Below are 16,230 nucleotides of genomic sequence, written 5' to 3'. Positions count from 1 at the left end.
TCGATTTTATCACAATAGGTTCGTAGTGAGGACTTTAGTCCGCAAGCAAAGAAAGGACTGAAGTCCTTACTACGAACCTATCGATCGCATCAATCAACTACGGCAAATCGGTTTCACCCATCAAATAAAGGTCGCACTCCCGGGCCACGCCGCGCCCTTCATTAATCGCCCAAACCACCAAACTTTGTCCCCGGCGACAGTCCCCAGCCGCAAAAACTCCCGGAATACTGGTTGTATACTTTTCGTGCTCGGCTTTCACATTGCTGCGGGCGTCGCGTTCCAATCCCAGCGCATCCAACAGCGGCTGTTCCGGGCCCAGGAAGCCCATCGCTAGCAACACAACCTGCGCCGGCAACACTTTTTCAGTACCGGGAATTTGCTTGGGAATAAACTGCCCTTTCTCGTTTTTCGCCCACTCCACCTCAACAGTGTGCACGGCTTTGACGTTGCCGTTTTCGTCGCCCTCGAACTTCGTGGCGGTGGTGAGATAGCCGCGCGGGTCATCGCCGAATTTGGCTGCGGCTTCTTCTTGGCCGTAATCCAAGCGGTAGACTTTCGGCCATTCGGGCCAGGGATTGTTGGCTGCCCGTTCCGAGGGCGGTTTGGGCAGGATTTCTAGCTGTACCAGGCTTTTGCAGCCGTGGCGGATGGAGGTGCCCACGCAGTCGGTGCCGGTGTCGCCACCGCCGATAATCACCACATCTTTGCCTTCGGCGGAGATGAAGTTATCGTTGGTGCTCTTGTCTAATACTGCTTTGGTGTTGGCTGTCAAAAAGTCCATCGCGAAGTGGATGCCTTTTAATTCCCGCCCTTCGATGCCTAAGTCGCGGGGTTTGGTGGCGCCGGTACAGATTACAACTGAGTCGTATTCTTTTAGCAGTTGTTCGGCTGGTAAGTCTTTCCCGACTTCGGTGTTGCAGACAAATGTTACGCCTTCGTCTTCGAGGACTTTGAGGCGGCGCATCACGACTTGTTCTTTGTCCAATTTCATGTTGGGGATGCCGTACATTAACAGGCCTCCCGGTCGATCGGCTCTTTCGTATACAGTTACCAAATGACCGGCTTTGTTCAATTGCGCCGCAGCCGACAAACCAGCGGGCCCGGAACCGATAACAGCGATTTTTTTGCCGGTGCGTTTAGCTGGTGGTTCGGCGGTAATCCAGCCTTCATCCCAGCCTTTATCGATAATCGACGCTTCGATATTTTTAATCGTGACAGGCGGGTTGTTGATGCCGAGCACGCAAGCGCCTTCGCAGGGTGCGGGACAGACTCTGCCGGTGAATTCGGGGAAGTTGTTGGTTTTGTGCAGTCTGTCTAGGGCATCTTTCCACAATCCCCGATATACTAAGTCGTTCCATTCGGGGATGAGGTTGTTAATCGGGCAGCCGCTTGCCATGCCGCTGATGATGCTGCCCGTGTGGCAAAATGGGATGCCGCAGTCCATGCAGCGCGCGCCTTGGCTGCGGAGTTTGTCTTCCTCCATCGGTAGGTGAAATTCGTCCCAGTTGTGGATTCGATCGACTGGTGAGAGTTCGGAGGGCAATTCGCGCAAGAATTCGATAAAGCCTGTTGGTTTTCCCATAGTGCTGTTTTTGTTAGAATTTACTATTCTGATAATTTGTCAAAGCTGAGGCCTGTAGGCTTCTGAAATAACTATTGTGATATAAATTGCGGGCGATCGCACCTCAGATAGATCAATTCGTACCTTACATCTTCTATATTGCCCTAGCTACACATCATCTGGCCCAAAAACGCTGTTTGTTCTTTAGTCTGCTTGGCCTAGACGAGAGTTTGACTCTGACGTGGTTTCAAGCGTCGAGTTCGATTTTTTGGATATATGGCACTATTCTCAACAACAGGCGTTTTGCCTGTTCCACAAAGAATTAATTTGATTGTGGGCTGTCCCGCCCGCTTTTCAATAACTTATTGAGAATAGTGCCATATCTCAAATATTGCTGATACTCCCACATCTGGCAACTTTTCAGCGCAGTCCCATCGTGCTGCTCTCTAAATACTATAATACCAGTAGTTTTTATAATAAAAGTGGTTCTTAAGGAGGACTAAAGTCCTCAGGAAGAAGGACTAAAGTCCTGACTACGAACCTTTTTTGTGACGGGTGATTTACTAGAGATGGTATCAATGCTTTGTGCAATCAATTGGGGATAACAAAACTGCGCGAACTTACGGCGGCTGCAAAAATAAAAAAAATTACTCCCATCCCCAATAACCCAACAGCTAAACTGAAGAGAAATATCAACCCATCTGACGGTTCGTAGGTATTCTCATCAATTTGGCGGCGCACAATAAAGTATTGTTTAGTTGAGATTAACACGGTTGCTAAACCCACCAGAGAGAAGACTAAACCCAACTTCCAACCCGTGCCGTGACGGTGCTGTATGGGGATTTGCACGACGCGAAACCGCACGATCAGGACGCCAAAACCCATGAGGGCGATCGCACTTCGCATCCACGAGAGAAAGGTTCGTTCGTTTGCAGAGCGATCGATCGCCTTTGACAGATTTTCCTGCTTGAGTTTTTCCTCGTCTACTGTCATCGGCTTGAAGGAAATATCTGGGGCGATCGAACTTTTGGATATATTTAGGAAACACTCGGATTATTCGGGACTCATGAAACTAGCTGCGGTACCGGGAACTGAAAAGATAAAATAAATTACTCCCATGCCCAAAAGTACGATCGCCAAACTAAACAGCAGTACCCACCTGTCCGTAGGTTCGTAAGTATCGTAATCGATATCGTGACGCACAGCAAAGTAGTGCTGAGTGGAAATTAACACTGTCAGCAAACCCACCACAGAAAACAGCAAACCCAACTTCCAGCCATTACCCGGAGTCGGCAAAAGAGGCGGGTGGAAGGCTCGCAGGCGGACGATGACGACGCCAAAACCCATCAGGGCGATCGCTGTTCGCATCCACGCTAAATAAGTGCGCTCGTTTGCTAAATGATCGCGCACCCGCGAGGGATTGTGTCGCTTGGTTTTTTGCGTATCTGCTTTTGGCGATTTAAATGGTAACAGCATAGATCGAACTCTTAATTTTGGCTGGAAACCTGGAGGAATATTTATTTTTTTAGCTTCTTTTCTGGTTGTATCGGAATGATTTAACCACAGAGAACACAGAGGGCACAGAGAGGGAAGATAGAGATGAATACAGAACGATGGAATCGGATTTGATATCAGGGGGAACTTGTATGCGCTAAAGCAGAGATTTTATGTTAGCATTTTAAGTCAGTTTATCTCAGCTTAAACCATAAAATCTTATTAAAATTATCATAAATATTTATTACCCAAAACTCGTACATTATCTGTCTTGATAGAAAGCAAATTACAAAGGTTTTATTGATATTTATCGAGACACAAAGAGCGGCAGTAGCCGATAAGTAAGCTGTACTGAATTTAAATTGTATATTGCGATGACCATCAAAAATTCTCTCCTCCTTTCTTTACCCTCCGAGCGAAGCAGTTATAGTCCTCTCCCTCTCGAACAGCATACACAATCTAGATGCAGTACAGCTTATTTCCCCTCTACTAGCAACTCCTCAAAATCGGCGGCCGGCACGGGAGGGCTGAACAAATATCCTTGCATAGCATCGCACTCGTAGCGCCAGAGAAAATCTCTTTCTGCTTCTGTTTCAACTCCTTCGGCAACTACTTCAAGACAGAGACTGTGCGCCATTTCAATAATCGCTTTCACAATCGCTGCATTTGTGCAACCATCGGTAATGTTGCTGATAAAACAGCGGTCAATTTTTAAAACATCGAAGGGATATTGTGTCAGATAGCTTAAGGAAGAATAGCCTGTGCCGAAATCGTCAATAGATATAGAAACTCCTAAATCTTTCAATTGTTGCAAAGTAGCGATCGCACTTTCGGCATCCTTCACCATCATACTTTCGGTGAGTTCTAATTCCAAACTGCTCGGTGCTAAACCAATTTCTGCTAAAATTTCGGCAACTCTGCTGCTGAGATTCGCCTGGTTAAATTGGCGCGGCGACAGATTTACCGCTACTTGCTGCAAGGAAAAACCAGCGTTTTGCCAAAGTTGCATTTGCCTGCAAGCTGTTTGCAAAACCCACTCGCCTAATTGTACGATGAAACCAGTTGCTTCAGCATCTGGAATAAATTCGGCGGGCGAAATCAGCCCTTTTTCTGGATGCAGCCAGCGCACTAAGGCTTCGGCGCTCATAATTTGACCCGTCTGAACATCGATCTGCGGCTGATAGTAAACTTGGAATTCTTCTCGATCGAGGGCGCCGCACAGATTTGTTTTTATCTGCTCTAATTTATCTGCGGCTTCTTGCAGCAATTCGTTGCTTTCCGATCGCAAATTACTCTGCTGTTTGGCCAAAGCTGCTTGTTTTTTCAAGCGGCTCGATACGGCGCCCACAAGTTCAGCTTTAGTAAAAGGCTTAGTCAGGTAATCATCAGCTCCCAATTCCATGCCTTGGCGCATTTCAGAGCGCTCGGCTTTACCAGTCAGAAACACAAAAGGTACTGTAGCAGTAACAGGATGCGATCGCAATGCCGCCAGCACCCCATAGCCGTCAAGTTGCGGCATCATTACATCGCAAAGAATCACGTCAGGAAGATTTGACACCGCCGCATTTAAGCCGATCGCTCCATTTTCTGCACCCGTCACGTCGAAACCTTCAGCTTTGAGGAGTTTGAGAATATTCTCGCGAATTACTCTATCGTCCTCAATCACTAGAATCTTGTTCATATGTCATTCCCTGAAAGCGATATAATTGACCCTGTAGTTGAACCCGATCGGTGTGAGAATAGCTGAGAACGCACAGCTCGATCGACTTCACAGCGGAATATTTTCCGACAAAAATAGCAGACGCCCCTGAAAAACCCTCATTTTCCAAGGACAACTTGATTAATGTTTCTCTGCTTACTTAGCGCCGTCCGTATTATTACGAGGTTAGTTAATAAATCTCTAAACTTAATTTTAGGCGATCGACAGTTAGCAGCACCCTGAATAACTGCTAAACTGATTGTGCCACTAGAGCGATCGTCTGCAAACAATCTCAACCTATTTATAACAGTTGCCAAAAACAATGCAACTGCCCGCAAGTTTAAAACCCTTGCGGAGTAAGTCTTTCCTCATTGTTTAGTGTAAAACCTCAAATCAAACATCAAAAATGGTATTACCAAGTGGATTTCCTGAACCCGCAAATATTGGCGTCATAGAAGTTAAGCAATATCCTCAGTACCGCGCTGTCACCTACACCCACGCGGGCGATTTGCGACAAGCGACAGGAATCGCATTCAATCCTTTGTTTCAACACATCAGCAACAACCAAATTGCGATGACAACGCCAGTAGAAGCGCGCTACACTGCAACTTCCGAGCAAATCGATGCAATTCCTGTTGCAGAAGTTTCATTCCTGTATCCCGCACCAAATATCGCCCCCAGCAGCGTTAACCCTGCTGTGGAAGTCACGGATACTTCACCGATGACAGTTGTCAGTATCGGCGTGCGCGGCGCCTACACTTGGGAAAGCTACGAAAATAACCTCTCCCAACTCAAAGATTGGCTTCAACAACATCCCGAATACGAAATAGCCGGGCCGCCGCGCCGCTTTTTTTACAATTCGCCCATGACGCCGGAATCCACTAAAATCAGTGAAGTACAAATTCCTATCGAACGTTCTAATAAATAAAGTCAGCAGTCAGCAGTCGGTAGTTATTTGTTATTTGTTATTTGTTATTTGTAAGGGGATACCAATCACAAATGAGTAGCAACCAATTACCAATTACCAGTTACCGATGCCCCATGCCCCATGCCCCATGCCCCATGCCCATCCTGTCAACTGCCGCTGATGTGAACCACGAGTTCGCGAATGTGGCCCCGCTGGCGGTGTTCCCAAAGGTAAATTCCCTGCCAAGTTCCTAACAATAATCTACCGCGTGCGATCGGGATTTGTTCAGAAGTATGAGTCAGTACAGTGCGAATGTGCGCCGGCATATCGTCTGGGCCTTCCGCATCGTGAATGTAACTTGCGCCCTCCGGTACCAGTTTCGCCAAAAAATTAGCCAAATCCGTCAGTACATCCGGATCAGCATTTTCTTGAATCACCAAGCTAGCAGAAGTGTGGCGCAAAAACAAGCTACAAAGTCCTGTTTTAATACCTGAATTTGCTACCACATCTTCTATCTTAAGACTGATATTGTACAGAGACTTGCCTGTAGTTTTAATTTTGAGTATTTCTTGGTGATGAAGCATTCGATTTTAGATTTTAGATTTTAGATTTTAGATTTTTTGCATCAATCTTTAATTGATATGTCAACCGCAGATGTCAGGCAGATTAACACAGATAAACGCAGATAATTTCAAGATAGCAAAGCTTGGGAATGCAATTGTTCGTCTATTGTTGGTGTAGACGAGATTTCAATCGCCGTCATCCTAATCCTCATCTTTAAAATAGTCTACAACAGCTTGGGCGATCGCCTCCGTACCGTGCTTATCCAACTTATCCGACAAACGGGGCGGGTGCAGCGGCTTGTGCAAAAACCCCCAATCCCCCTCAAAAAACTCCGCCGCAGTCACAACTTGGTGTTCCGCATACTTTTCCAGCCACTCCAACAAGACAGCAGCTTCGGCAAAACCATCTCTCATGATAGAAACAACAGGTATTTCCAAGCGCAAAGCTTCCGAAAAAGTGCTGTATCCCGGTTTAGAAACCATGCGGCCGCAGACAGGCATCATATCGACCGGGCGCGGTAAAATTGGGAAAGATTGTGCAAACTGCTGATGTTTGACTCTAATCAAATTCGGCAAATCGGGAGCTCCCGCATCAAAAGTGATAAATTGCCAATCGCTAAATTGCTGTAAATTGTGATAAGGAATTGCCTCTAAACCCAGTCCGCCAAAAGTCAGCAACACAGTTTTTTCCGGCGGTGATTCAATTCCAAATACTTCCCGAATTTTATCATTACTGTAGCGAGGATTGCCGCCAGTCAAGCCGACATCTTCAATATTAGGAAAAGCTGGCATCGGTTCGTGTAAAGGAAGACGAAAAAGCCGATCGCACTTTCCGAAGCATTCACCAATCCAATCCGCCATTTCGTCAAATTCTCCGCCCCAATCTCGATAGATAAAGTCCCACCCAAAATTGCTCATCATCCAGCAAGGAACCCCAGCCGCTGCGGCCATTCGCGTTGCTAAAGGAGGAATATCTGCCAGCACCAAACCCACGCGATTTTGCTTAAGAAAATTCACTTCGCCTGCAATTAGTGAATTTTGCTTTTCCCGAATTTCCCGCAATTTTTCGAGAGTCGCCTCTTGATCCATATGCAAACTATCAGCCTGCACAACTCCGACATCAAAAGCGCGGGGACGGAGGATGAAATCACCAGTAATATAACATTCTAGCAGCCAACGAGGTGCAGTTGTGGTGATAATTAGTAAGATATCTGGGTTTAATTCTTGGATTTTTGCAGCTACGGAGGAAACTCGGACGGCATGGCCGAATCCATGATTGGTGATGGCAATATATAATGTTGGTCGAGACATTGGTAATGGGTAATGGGTAATGGGGAATGGGGAATGGGGAATGGGGAATGGGGAATGGGGAATGGGGAATGGGGAATGGGGAATGGGGAATGGGGAATGGGGAATGGGGCATTGGCCCGCGCAGGGCATCGGGCATCGATCCGAAGAGAATTTGTAGCAACTAACTAATGACTAATAACGTTCGCGAGCGGGGACGCTCGCACTATGACTAATAACTAATAACTAATGACTACTGCCAACTGCCAACTGCCAACTGCCAACTGCCAACTGACTACTGACTCATTACTCGATCGATAATTTCGCGTGCCATGTCTTGTAAGGATACCACTCGATCGGCAAAACCAGAATTAACCACACTTCCCGGCATCCCCCAGACAACGCTGCTAGCCTCATCTTGAACGATAATCTTACCCCCAGCCTCCCGGATATTCTGACAGCCCAGCAGCCCATCCTGCCCCATTCCCGTCAGCACCACACCCAAAACTCCAGCACCGTAAATCTTAGCAGTCGATCGAAACAGCACATCAACCGCAGGGCGGCAAGAATTTTCTCGCGCCTCTTGATGCGTGCGAATACGCACCCCAAAACCCTGTTTTTCCAAAACCAGATGGTAATCACCGGGCGCTATCCAAGCAACTCCTGGCTCAACAATACTTCCCGTCACAGCTTCCTCCACTCTAATCTTGCACTTTTCGGTCAGGCGATCGGCTAAACGCTTCGTAAAAACCGGCGGCATATGCTGCACAATCACAATTGGTACAGGAAAATTAGCCGGCAAATCCTGCAAAATAGTTTCCAAAGCATTTGGCCCACCCGTCGAAACCCCAATCGCTACAATTTCGATTTTAGATTTAAAATTGACCGCTGAATTCGACGAAATCAAACCCGATATAATTGGCAATTCTGTGGTATTATTGTGACCTTTAGCTACTTGAATATTCCCCACTTTTGGCATCTTGCCACCATTGCAAAAAACCTTAATTTTCGGAATCAATTGCTCGCGGATGTGTTCTAGCGCCGCTTCCTTGCTCTTCATATTATGAGGCTTAGTCACGTAATCCGTAGCACCCAGCGCCAGAGCATTTAAAGTAGCAACAGCGCCCAACTCTGTGAGCGCGCTAAACATAATTACAGGAATATTTTTGTCAAGTTTTCGGATTGCCACTAGCGTCTCCAAACCATCCATTTCCGGCATTTCCACATCCAGCACAATCAAATCTGGATTCACCTGAGAAATCTTGGCTAAAGCAATTCTACCATTGGGTGCAGTCCCCACAACCTCCAGTGCTGCATCGCCGTCGAGTACGTTACTTAACAATCGGCGCACCACTACCGAATCATCAACAATTAAAACCTTGATCTGGGACATTTTCTATTAAACTCGAAATAACAGATCGAGCAGTAAGCGAGCTTGAAAAAACAGAATTAAATCGCCTTCTACGCCAAGATCGATAATTTTAAAATGAGACATAAATAGTAGAATAGTTGAGCGCATATTAAAATTCATAGCGCTAAATATTTCCTCCGCCGAACCTTCTATATAGTGGGGAACTACATAACCGAGATTGTATTTTAAGGTATTACTAAAAGTGCCGACAATACCGCTAATAGCTAAATTGCCAATTTCCCCCAAGATGTCAGCCTTATCTTGCTTGAATTCCTCGCTGGTTACATCGCCGCCGCCGTTGAGAGCTAAAACAAGAGCATCAGCAGCCTCGCAGGAAAACAACATCTGAGCCGAACCTGATAAATTGCCGTTAAAATCAAGCTGCGCTACAGCTATTAGGTTTTTTCCCAAGGTTTCAATTAGGTTTTTTTGCAAAAATATCGGGGACAGCGCTTGAGATGAAGGCATTTCACATTCTACCTCACACGCAATCATTTCGCTCATCTGAGAAACTGCTGTGCCGATGGCTTTGTTGACAACATCCTGTAATTTTGTGTGTTTTCCGGTTTCGAGCTTGGCTAGGTTGAAATTCCGCAGTTGACTGTGAGAATTAATTGGATCGGCGTTATTTGGATAAGCCGCAGTTGCCACGGTGTGCCGCAATTCTAATTCATTGTTAGTTTTTTTGAGAGTTGCGAATATTCCTGCCAGCGACAAATACTGAATCATATTCCTTGCTAAGTCGTCGCTGAGAATTATCGTGGGTATTTGTAATAATTGCAAGAATTGGATAATTGCTAAATAATTGTGTTCTATGGCTGCAAAATTTAGGATGACAGCTTTGGGATGGTGGCACTCAGCAATATCTAAACAATTGTATAAATCTGTAGTTGCGGCAAATACATATTCGTCTGCTTTTAACGTTTCGCGCAATGTCTGATTTTCTGAATCCGAAAAGCCTCCAATCAGAATTAATGAAATTGGTTTTGAGTAGGTTTTCATTTGAGGAAATTGAGAATTGAGAATTGGTAATTGATATTAAGCAGTCTTGGACTAATCGTGTAGGGTTCGCAATGTGTACCTTAACTTTACCGTTGATGTTGATGTTATTCTGTCTCCTCCGTCTCGAATACAACGGCTTCATAAATATCGCTCACAGACATTTGTAGTCCCACAGAAGCAAAGGAAACTGTAGAAGTTTCTCCCTGATACTCCTGAAATAACCATTGTCCTGATTCATTCTTAATATACTGCTCAACCAAAAACTCATATTGATCGACTAAAATATACTCGCGTAACTCAGGAATCGATCGATAAAATCGAAACTTGTTCTCTCTATCAAAATCTTCTGTAGATTTAGAAAGCACTTCCACAATCAGCACAGGATTGAGGATTTCATCTTTACGTCCTTCGCTAAAAACTGGTTGTCCAGAAATTACCATGACATCGGGGTAAGTTCCCCGTCGGTATCGAGGAATCCACAACCGCAAATCGTTCATAAATGCTTCGGCATTATTTCCGCGCAAAGCATATTTTAAGAAGGCATAGATATTACCTGTTATCCGGTTGTGATTAATCGTGCCGCCTGTCATTGGTACAATTGCTCCATCGCGATATTCACTTCTGAATTCAGCAGTTTTTTCTAACTGCCGATACTCATCGGTCGTAGAAAATCGGTGCCGTGTCTCGGTTAACATTTCGATATCCTGCTCGTTGACTTTTGCTTCATGTTTAACTGGTTTCGAGGCAGAGCCTGGAAAGCATATCTTTCGGAGAGTAAAAAGCATTTTTGGGAGTGCTGTCCCCGCTCGTGTTTATATATAAACGCGAGCGGAGACAGCACTCATACAAAAGCAAAACTGAGAGGCTCCCAAGCCGGGAAACGAGAATAGCAACTGTCAACTGTCAAGTGTCAACTGACAAAATCAATACTTAAACTGATTGACAAGTCCTTGCAATTGAGCGGCCGTTTTCGATAGTTCGATCGCAGAATTTTGAGTATTGCTAGCACTGGTGGCGGTACTTCCCGCTGCATCGGCGACGCTGGTAATATTGCGGGCAATTTCGGAGGAACCGATCGCAACTTGGTTGACATTGCGCGCAATTTCGGTAGTTGTAGCCGTTTGTTCCTCCACTGCACTGGCGATCGTCGTTTGGAAATCGCTGATTTGGTTGATAATAGAAGTAATTTGGGCGATCGCCTGCACGGAGCTTTTAGTATCAGCTTGAATAGCCTCCACCTTCTTGCTGATATCCTCAGTCGCCGCCGCCGTTTGTTTCGCCAACTCCTTCACCTCATTCGCCACCACCGCAAAACCCTTGCCCGCTTCTCCAGCCCGAGCCGCCTCGATTGTAGCATTCAGAGCCAGCAAATTAGTCTGTTGGGCGATCGAAGTAATCACCTTGACAACATTACCAATCTCTGCACTACTAACGCCGAGTTTAGTAATAGTTTGATTCGTAGTTTCCGCCATCCTCACCGCCGAATTAGCAACCGTCGCAGCTTCCGAAGCATTCTTAGCAATTTCCTTAATACTCACATTCATCTCCTCGATGCCGGTAGCCACCGATTGAGTATTGCTATTAACTAAATCCGCCGCCGCAGATACCATCCCTGCTTGAGCCGAAGTTTCTTCAGCCGCCGCCCCCATATTTTGACTTTCGCTAATCAATTCCTCCGAAGCACTGCTAACTGCGATCGCAACTTGAGAAATTTGCTGCACCTGAGCGTTCAAATTAGCCGCCATCAGATTAACATTATCCGTCAAATCTTTCCAAGTACCGCTGATATCAGGAACAGTCGCCTGCCCTCCCAACTGTCCTGCAACTACCTGTTTCGCCAGCCCCGTTACTTCATCTGCAAAAGTATTAAGCTGGTCAACCATAGTATTCAACGTATTTTTCAGTTCCAGAACTTCTCCTTGAACTTCCACAGTAATTTGCTTCGACAAATCTCCCTTAGCCACAGCAGTAGAAACTTCCGCAATACTCCGAACTTGCTCCGTAAGATTAGCCGCCATAATATTCACATTACCAGCCAAACTCAGCCAAGTACCCGACAAACCATCAACAGTTGCTTGACCTCCCAATTTGCCCTCAACGCCAACTTCTCTAGCAACTCGCGTAACTTCTAAAGCAAACTCATTAAGCTGAACAGTCATTTCATTAATCGTATTCTTCAGATCCAGAATTTCCCCTTCAGCTTCTACAGTAATTTTTTTAGACAAATCTCCCTGAGCTACCGCCGTAGTAACTTCCGCAATATTGCGTACTTGATTGGTAAGATTGCTCGCCATTAGATTAACATTTTGCGTTAAATCTTTCCAGACGCCAGCTACTCCGTGAACTTGTGCTTGACCCCCAAGTTTCCCCTCAGTTCCCACCTCTTTTGCTACCCGCGTCACCTCTTTGGCAAAATCGTTGAGACTGTCAACCATTTGATTTAGAGTATCTTTCAATTGCGAAATTTCCCCTGCGGCTTCAACGGTAATTTTTTCATTCAAATCGCCGACGCTAATTGCCGTTGCAACCTTAGTAATATTTCGTACTTGATGAGTCAGATTTGCCGCCATCAAGTTAACACTTGCCGTCAGTTCTTGCCAAATACCCGATAGCCCTTCTACCTCTGCTTGGGTTCCCAATTTGCCTTCGCTACCAACTTCGCGGGCGACGCGAGTTACTTCTAAAGCAAAACTATTTAATTGGTCTACCATTTTGTTGAGAGTAGTCCCAATGCGGCGGAACAATCCTTTGATTGGTTTGCCTTCAAACTCTAAGCTAAATTTTTCGGACAAATCGCCTTTAGCTACAGCGTGCAGCACTCGCGCTATGTCTATTGTCGGCGCAACTAAGCTGTTTAGCGTTGCATTCACCGCGTCAATACTGCTAACCCAAGAACCTTTAAATTCTTTGATTTCTCTTGATTTTGGTACTTTGCCTTCTTCGGCAACTGCTTGGCTGACGCGCTCTATTTCGTCAGCAAATTTTTCATTGACACTCACCATTTCATTAAAGACTTTGGCAATTTCACCCAAGCCGTTGTCGGCGGGTAAACGAACGCTAAAGTCGCCATCTCTGACTGCTGCCAGAGCGATAATCAGTTGCTGTTGGTACTGGTTGCTGAAACTCTCTGCTGTTTCTGCAATTGTTGTCGCTACCAAATTGCTGGGTTCCGAGTCAATTTCGGAAGATTCTGAGGCTGTTGATTGATTTTGTGTATCCATGTTTTAGGTAGTTTTATACAATTTATCAGGGAGGGCGATTCCCTACGGGATAGCTTCGCACGCGCGTACTTTTACGTCACACATTCTCGGTACTGGCAGCCCGAAACCCGCTCTGTGCTTACCAGAAAGAATTGGTTGAAAGCCGTAACCCCGATCGGGAGAAATTAAAATCACACTATTCATTACTCCAATCCTCTTCCTTCTAGGTAGAGATCGCTCTCAAACTGTCAACTGTCAACTGTCAACTGTCAACTGTTGAAAGTCTGGGACACAAAACATCCGGTTTGCATGAGGAATATTTGCGGTATTTAAGATGCCGCGGCGATCGCCTTCAGCAGCATTTGAAACGAACCCACATCGAAAAACAGCAAAATGTCTCCTTGAATTTGCAGTTCTTCAATACTAAAGTGAGCTGGAGCCAACAGCACGCTCCCGGTATCGAGAGACTTTTCTTTTAACAGTAAATCCTCAATTTCTTCCTCTGCGTAATAGGGAACCTCATAGTCTAACGGTTGGTCTAGAACGTTGCCAATTGAACCCATGACACCGTTAATGATCATATTCCCCACCTCACTGAGGGTACTAATTTTGAGAGAATCAAGGTCAGGACTTCCCTTTTCTTCACCAGTGAGAACAGAAACTAAATTCACTGCACTTTCGGTAGGAAAAAGTAGCTGGGCGCTGCCGCTAAATGAGCCGTTAAAGCCTAGCTGCACCGTGGAAAGAGGCTCTATACCGAAGCGTTTTTTTAATTCGCTTCGCAGCTCATTGGCTGATACAAGGTCAATATCTGGAATCTGCAACTGGATGGGAAATTGAATCATTTCATTCAACATTCCAGCGGCACTTCCCACACCAATATTGATTAGCTCCTTCAAAGCATCTATTTCATCTGCTGTTAGCTCCACTCTGATATCTCCTATTTGCTATCCAGAGCTTTTTGGATTGCAGCCTGAATCTCGGGAGCTTTTGGGGGCTTTTTCAGCATCATAAATGCTCCCAATTCTTCGCACTTCTGCCTAGCGCTGTCTTGAATATCTGCTGAAAGTACGATGACTGGAATTTTAGAGCCTTTTTCGCCCAGGGCTTTTAGCAAGGCGAAACCGTCCATTTCTGGCATTAACAAATCTGTCATCATGCAGTCTGGCGACTTGGATGCAGCCATATCTAAGCCTTCTTGTCCGTTGGCTGCTTCTATCACTTGATGTCCGGCTTCTTCAACAGCTTTGCGAATCATCCGCCGAGAGAATGCTGCATCATCTACAATTAAAACTAAACCCATTTTGGCGCGCTCCTTAATAATTGGGAATTGGGAATTGGGAATTGGGAATTGGGAATTGGCTGAAAACCTTTGTATCTCTGGTTTATATCAGAGTCTAGATCTCCCTAAATCCCCCGATCGAAGCAGGGTAGTTTTATTGTCGGGAAAAGACATCTGAAACTACCGAAAACATCGCTCAAAGGTCGGATGGCCGATTAAACCCAACTGTCATATTAATCAAGGTACGTAGTTGGGCTTTAGCCCTCTTTAAACAGGGAGCATCTCAGTTTTGTGAAAAGCATTTTTTTTATTATAGTGCTGTCCCCGCTCGCGTATTCTACAAATCGCGAGTGGGGACAGCACTATAAATGCAAAACTGAGATGCTCCCTTTAAACATACCTGTATAGAGGGCCCAAGCCCAACTACGTACCTATTTCTATGATGACAATAAAACCGCCCTGCTTGTTAAGGGGGAGTAGGGGGCAAGCTAAGGGGGCATCTAGACCTAAGTATCAAACCGTTGATTGATACTACGTTTGAGGTATTTTTTGACCCTCATGTACGACTTCACATTAACCATTATTGATTACCAATTCATGCAGTACATCTGTTGAGATGTTCTGAACAATCTAAGAGGTAAGTTTTCATCTTACCTTTGCCTTTAACATCAATCATTCCTCTTTCTGCAAACAAATGTTTTGTTGACAACTGCTTGTAAGTGTCTTCTGTCACTTGAATGCAGCCGGGAAAACTATATTGTTCCATGCGGCTTGCCGTGTTTACCGTGTCGCCCCAAAGGTCGTAACTAAACTTTTTAGTTCCGATGACCCCTGCAACCACAGGCCCGGAGTGAATGCCAATTCGCAGGCTGTGAAATTCTTTTGTTTGTGTGTTTAGCCGCGTCATAGCTTGCTGCATGGCTAGGGCCATTTGCACGATCGCGTCAGCATGATCGTCCCGGAGGATGGGCAATCCAGATGCTACCATATAGCCGTCCCCAATAGTCTTAATTTTTTCTAAGCCGTATTCCTGAGTTAGCTGGTCAAATTCTGAGAAAATAGAATTGAGTTTGACAATTAATTCAATAGGAGGCATTTCTGAGGCAAGCTTGGTAAAGCCTACCATATCAGCAAATAAGACGCTGACATTGGGGAAGTGATCGGCAATTACTAAGTCTGGGGCTGATTCTTCTTGGAGCCGGAGTGCGATCGACTCTGGTAAAATATTCAGTAATAATTTTTGAGTTTTCTCTTGGCTTTCCATCAACTGCTGATACAGTTGAGACTGTTGAATCAAGCGCCGCACTCGCTGAATCAGCACTGGCCAGTGAATCGGCTTCGTCACATAATCTGTTGCTCCTACTTCAAAAGCTTGATTGACAGATTTTTTATCATCTAGTGCTGTAATCATCAGCACCGGGATTTTTTGCGTTTGGGGATTAGCCTGGAGTTGGGCGCAGCAAGTAAAACCGTCCATTACAGGCATCATCGCATCCAATAGGACAATATCTGGGAGAGTTTCTTGACAAATGTCCAAACATTCTTGTCCGTTTGATGCCTCAATTACCCGATAGCCTTCTTTTTCCATAATCCGGCGGGTAAATAGCTGCTGGGTTGCTTCGTCATCGACGATCAGAATTTGGGGCGTGGTTTGCGAGTTGATTCTAAAGTCAGCACTAATCATATTCTTGTGAAAATAGCATCAAGTTCTTAGTCAGCAGCAGATTTAATTTCTGCGTTGAAATGGATGAGTTCACTGTAGATCGATCGCACTCTGATGATTTTTAACAACTGTATAATCTCATACTCCATGGAATACTTAAC

General features: G+C 45.4%; 16 protein-coding genes. 2 read left to right on the top strand and 14 right to left on the bottom strand.

What is annotated here, in order from left to right; genetic code table 11:
- Nucleotides 1–97: 97 nt before the first annotated feature.
- The 4 genes from gltD to JGK22_RS00455 all read right to left on the bottom strand — a co-directional run bounded on the left by gltD (nt 98) and on the right by JGK22_RS00455 (nt 4,736).
- A complete protein-coding gene (gltD, locus tag JGK22_RS00470) occupies nt 98–1,582 on the bottom strand; it encodes a glutamate synthase small subunit (RefSeq protein ID WP_293218022.1) in 1,485 nt (494 codons plus the stop codon).
- A gap of 570 nt (nt 1,583–2,152) precedes the next feature.
- Nucleotides 2,153–2,554 carry a DUF202 domain-containing protein gene (locus JGK22_RS00465; protein ID WP_293176632.1) on the bottom strand — a complete coding sequence of 134 codons (402 nt, stop codon included), beginning with the start codon at nt 2,552–2,554 and terminating at the stop codon, nt 2,153–2,155.
- A gap of 60 nt (nt 2,555–2,614) precedes the next feature.
- Nucleotides 2,615–3,037, bottom strand: a complete 423-nt coding sequence (locus tag JGK22_RS00460; protein WP_293176630.1) for a DUF202 domain-containing protein — start codon at nt 3,035–3,037, stop codon at nt 2,615–2,617.
- A gap of 493 nt (nt 3,038–3,530) precedes the next feature.
- On the bottom strand, nt 3,531–4,736 hold the full coding sequence (locus JGK22_RS00455) for an EAL domain-containing response regulator (RefSeq protein ID WP_293176628.1): 1,206 nt from the start codon (nt 4,734–4,736) through the stop codon (nt 3,531–3,533).
- A 424-nt stretch (nt 4,737–5,160) separates the two neighbouring features.
- On the opposite strand from JGK22_RS00455, the gene JGK22_RS00450 reads away from it, so the two are divergent.
- A complete protein-coding gene (locus tag JGK22_RS00450) occupies nt 5,161–5,682 on the top strand; it encodes a heme-binding protein (protein ID WP_293197757.1) in 522 nt (173 codons plus the stop codon).
- Between the two features lie 146 nt (nt 5,683–5,828).
- Here the strand turns inward: JGK22_RS00450 and JGK22_RS00445 are convergent, their stop codons facing one another.
- Both JGK22_RS00445 and JGK22_RS00440 read right to left on the bottom strand, forming a co-directional pair.
- On the bottom strand, nt 5,829–6,245 hold the full coding sequence (locus JGK22_RS00445; protein ID WP_293197760.1) for a secondary thiamine-phosphate synthase enzyme YjbQ: 417 nt from the start codon (nt 6,243–6,245) through the stop codon (nt 5,829–5,831).
- A gap of 180 nt (nt 6,246–6,425) precedes the next feature.
- The gene (locus tag JGK22_RS00440) at nt 6,426–7,535 is read right to left on the bottom strand and encodes a glycosyl transferase (protein ID WP_293197762.1); all 1,110 of its coding nucleotides are present in this window, start codon (nt 7,533–7,535) and stop codon (nt 6,426–6,428) included.
- A gap of 12 nt (nt 7,536–7,547) precedes the next feature.
- Here JGK22_RS00440 and JGK22_RS00435 point away from each other — a divergent pair, with 12 nt between their 5' ends.
- Nucleotides 7,548–7,703: a hypothetical protein gene (locus tag JGK22_RS00435; RefSeq protein ID WP_293312153.1), complete on the top strand. Its 156-nt coding sequence runs from the start codon at nt 7,548–7,550 to the stop codon at nt 7,701–7,703.
- Between the two features lie 103 nt (nt 7,704–7,806).
- Here the strand turns inward: JGK22_RS00435 and JGK22_RS00430 are convergent, their stop codons facing one another.
- From JGK22_RS00430 to JGK22_RS00395, 8 genes are all read right to left on the bottom strand, one after another.
- Nucleotides 7,807–8,904, bottom strand: coding sequence for a chemotaxis response regulator protein-glutamate methylesterase (locus tag JGK22_RS00430; protein ID WP_293176620.1), 1,098 nt, complete (start codon nt 8,902–8,904; stop codon nt 7,807–7,809).
- Nucleotides 8,905–8,910: 6 nt separating this feature from the next.
- Nucleotides 8,911–9,924 (bottom strand): hypothetical protein, encoded by a 1,014-nt coding sequence (locus JGK22_RS00425; protein ID WP_293205147.1) that lies wholly within the window; start codon nt 9,922–9,924, stop codon nt 8,911–8,913.
- 104 nt (nt 9,925–10,028) lie between these two features.
- Nucleotides 10,029–10,619, bottom strand: coding sequence for a Uma2 family endonuclease (locus tag JGK22_RS00420; RefSeq protein ID WP_293205145.1), 591 nt, complete (start codon nt 10,617–10,619; stop codon nt 10,029–10,031).
- 228 nt (nt 10,620–10,847) lie between these two features.
- Nucleotides 10,848–13,145 carry a HAMP domain-containing protein gene (locus tag JGK22_RS00415; RefSeq protein WP_293312151.1) on the bottom strand — a complete coding sequence of 766 codons (2,298 nt, stop codon included), beginning with the start codon at nt 13,143–13,145 and terminating at the stop codon, nt 10,848–10,850.
- A 42-nt stretch (nt 13,146–13,187) separates the two neighbouring features.
- On the bottom strand, nt 13,188–13,328 hold the full coding sequence (locus tag JGK22_RS00410; protein WP_293176614.1) for a hypothetical protein: 141 nt from the start codon (nt 13,326–13,328) through the stop codon (nt 13,188–13,190).
- Nucleotides 13,329–13,453: 125 nt separating this feature from the next.
- Nucleotides 13,454–14,053 carry a chemotaxis protein CheX gene (locus JGK22_RS00405; RefSeq protein WP_293145984.1) on the bottom strand — a complete coding sequence of 200 codons (600 nt, stop codon included), beginning with the start codon at nt 14,051–14,053 and terminating at the stop codon, nt 13,454–13,456.
- A gap of 11 nt (nt 14,054–14,064) precedes the next feature.
- Entirely contained in the window at nt 14,065–14,427 is a 363-nt protein-coding gene (locus tag JGK22_RS00400) for a response regulator (RefSeq protein ID WP_293176612.1), read from the bottom strand.
- A 574-nt stretch (nt 14,428–15,001) separates the two neighbouring features.
- Nucleotides 15,002–16,090, bottom strand: coding sequence for an adenylate/guanylate cyclase domain-containing protein (locus tag JGK22_RS00395; protein ID WP_293176610.1), 1,089 nt, complete (start codon nt 16,088–16,090; stop codon nt 15,002–15,004).
- Nucleotides 16,091–16,230 lie beyond the last annotated feature (140 nt).

The organism is Microcoleus sp. PH2017_08_TRC_O_A, from assembly GCF_020738665.1.
GTDB lineage: Bacteria > Cyanobacteriota > Cyanobacteriia > Cyanobacteriales > Microcoleaceae > Microcoleus.
Note: the sequence above shows the minus strand (reverse complement) of the source record. Positions and strands in the feature narration are given on the sequence as shown.

Bases quoted from the DNA above. Each gene is read 5' to 3' on its own strand.
- gltD (WP_293218022.1), bottom strand. From the start codon at position 1,582: ATGGGAAAACCAACAGGCTTTATCGAATTCTTGCGCGAATTGCCCTCC.
- JGK22_RS00465 (WP_293176632.1), bottom strand. From the start codon at position 2,554: ATGACAGTAGACGAGGAAAAACTCAAGCAGGAAAATCTGTCAAAGGCG.
- JGK22_RS00460 (WP_293176630.1), bottom strand. From the start codon at position 3,037: ATGCTGTTACCATTTAAATCGCCAAAAGCAGATACGCAAAAAACCAAG.
- JGK22_RS00455 (WP_293176628.1), bottom strand. From the start codon at position 4,736: ATGAACAAGATTCTAGTGATTGAGGACGATAGAGTAATTCGCGAGAAT.
- JGK22_RS00450 (WP_293197757.1), top strand. From the start codon at position 5,161: ATGGTATTACCAAGTGGATTTCCTGAACCCGCAAATATTGGCGTCATA.
- JGK22_RS00445 (WP_293197760.1), bottom strand. From the start codon at position 6,245: ATGCTTCATCACCAAGAAATACTCAAAATTAAAACTACAGGCAAGTCT.
- JGK22_RS00440 (WP_293197762.1), bottom strand. From the start codon at position 7,535: ATGTCTCGACCAACATTATATATTGCCATCACCAATCATGGATTCGGC.
- JGK22_RS00435 (WP_293312153.1), top strand. From the start codon at position 7,548: ATGGGTAATGGGGAATGGGGAATGGGGAATGGGGAATGGGGAATGGGG.
- JGK22_RS00430 (WP_293176620.1), bottom strand. From the start codon at position 8,904: ATGTCCCAGATCAAGGTTTTAATTGTTGATGATTCGGTAGTGGTGCGC.
- JGK22_RS00425 (WP_293205147.1), bottom strand. From the start codon at position 9,924: ATGAAAACCTACTCAAAACCAATTTCATTAATTCTGATTGGAGGCTTT.
- JGK22_RS00420 (WP_293205145.1), bottom strand. From the start codon at position 10,619: ATGTTAACCGAGACACGGCACCGATTTTCTACGACCGATGAGTATCGG.
- JGK22_RS00415 (WP_293312151.1), bottom strand. From the start codon at position 13,145: ATGGATACACAAAATCAATCAACAGCCTCAGAATCTTCCGAAATTGAC.
- JGK22_RS00410 (WP_293176614.1), bottom strand. From the start codon at position 13,328: ATGAATAGTGTGATTTTAATTTCTCCCGATCGGGGTTACGGCTTTCAA.
- JGK22_RS00400 (WP_293176612.1), bottom strand. From the start codon at position 14,427: ATGGGTTTAGTTTTAATTGTAGATGATGCAGCATTCTCTCGGCGGATG.
- JGK22_RS00395 (WP_293176610.1), bottom strand. From the start codon at position 16,090: ATGATTAGTGCTGACTTTAGAATCAACTCGCAAACCACGCCCCAAATT.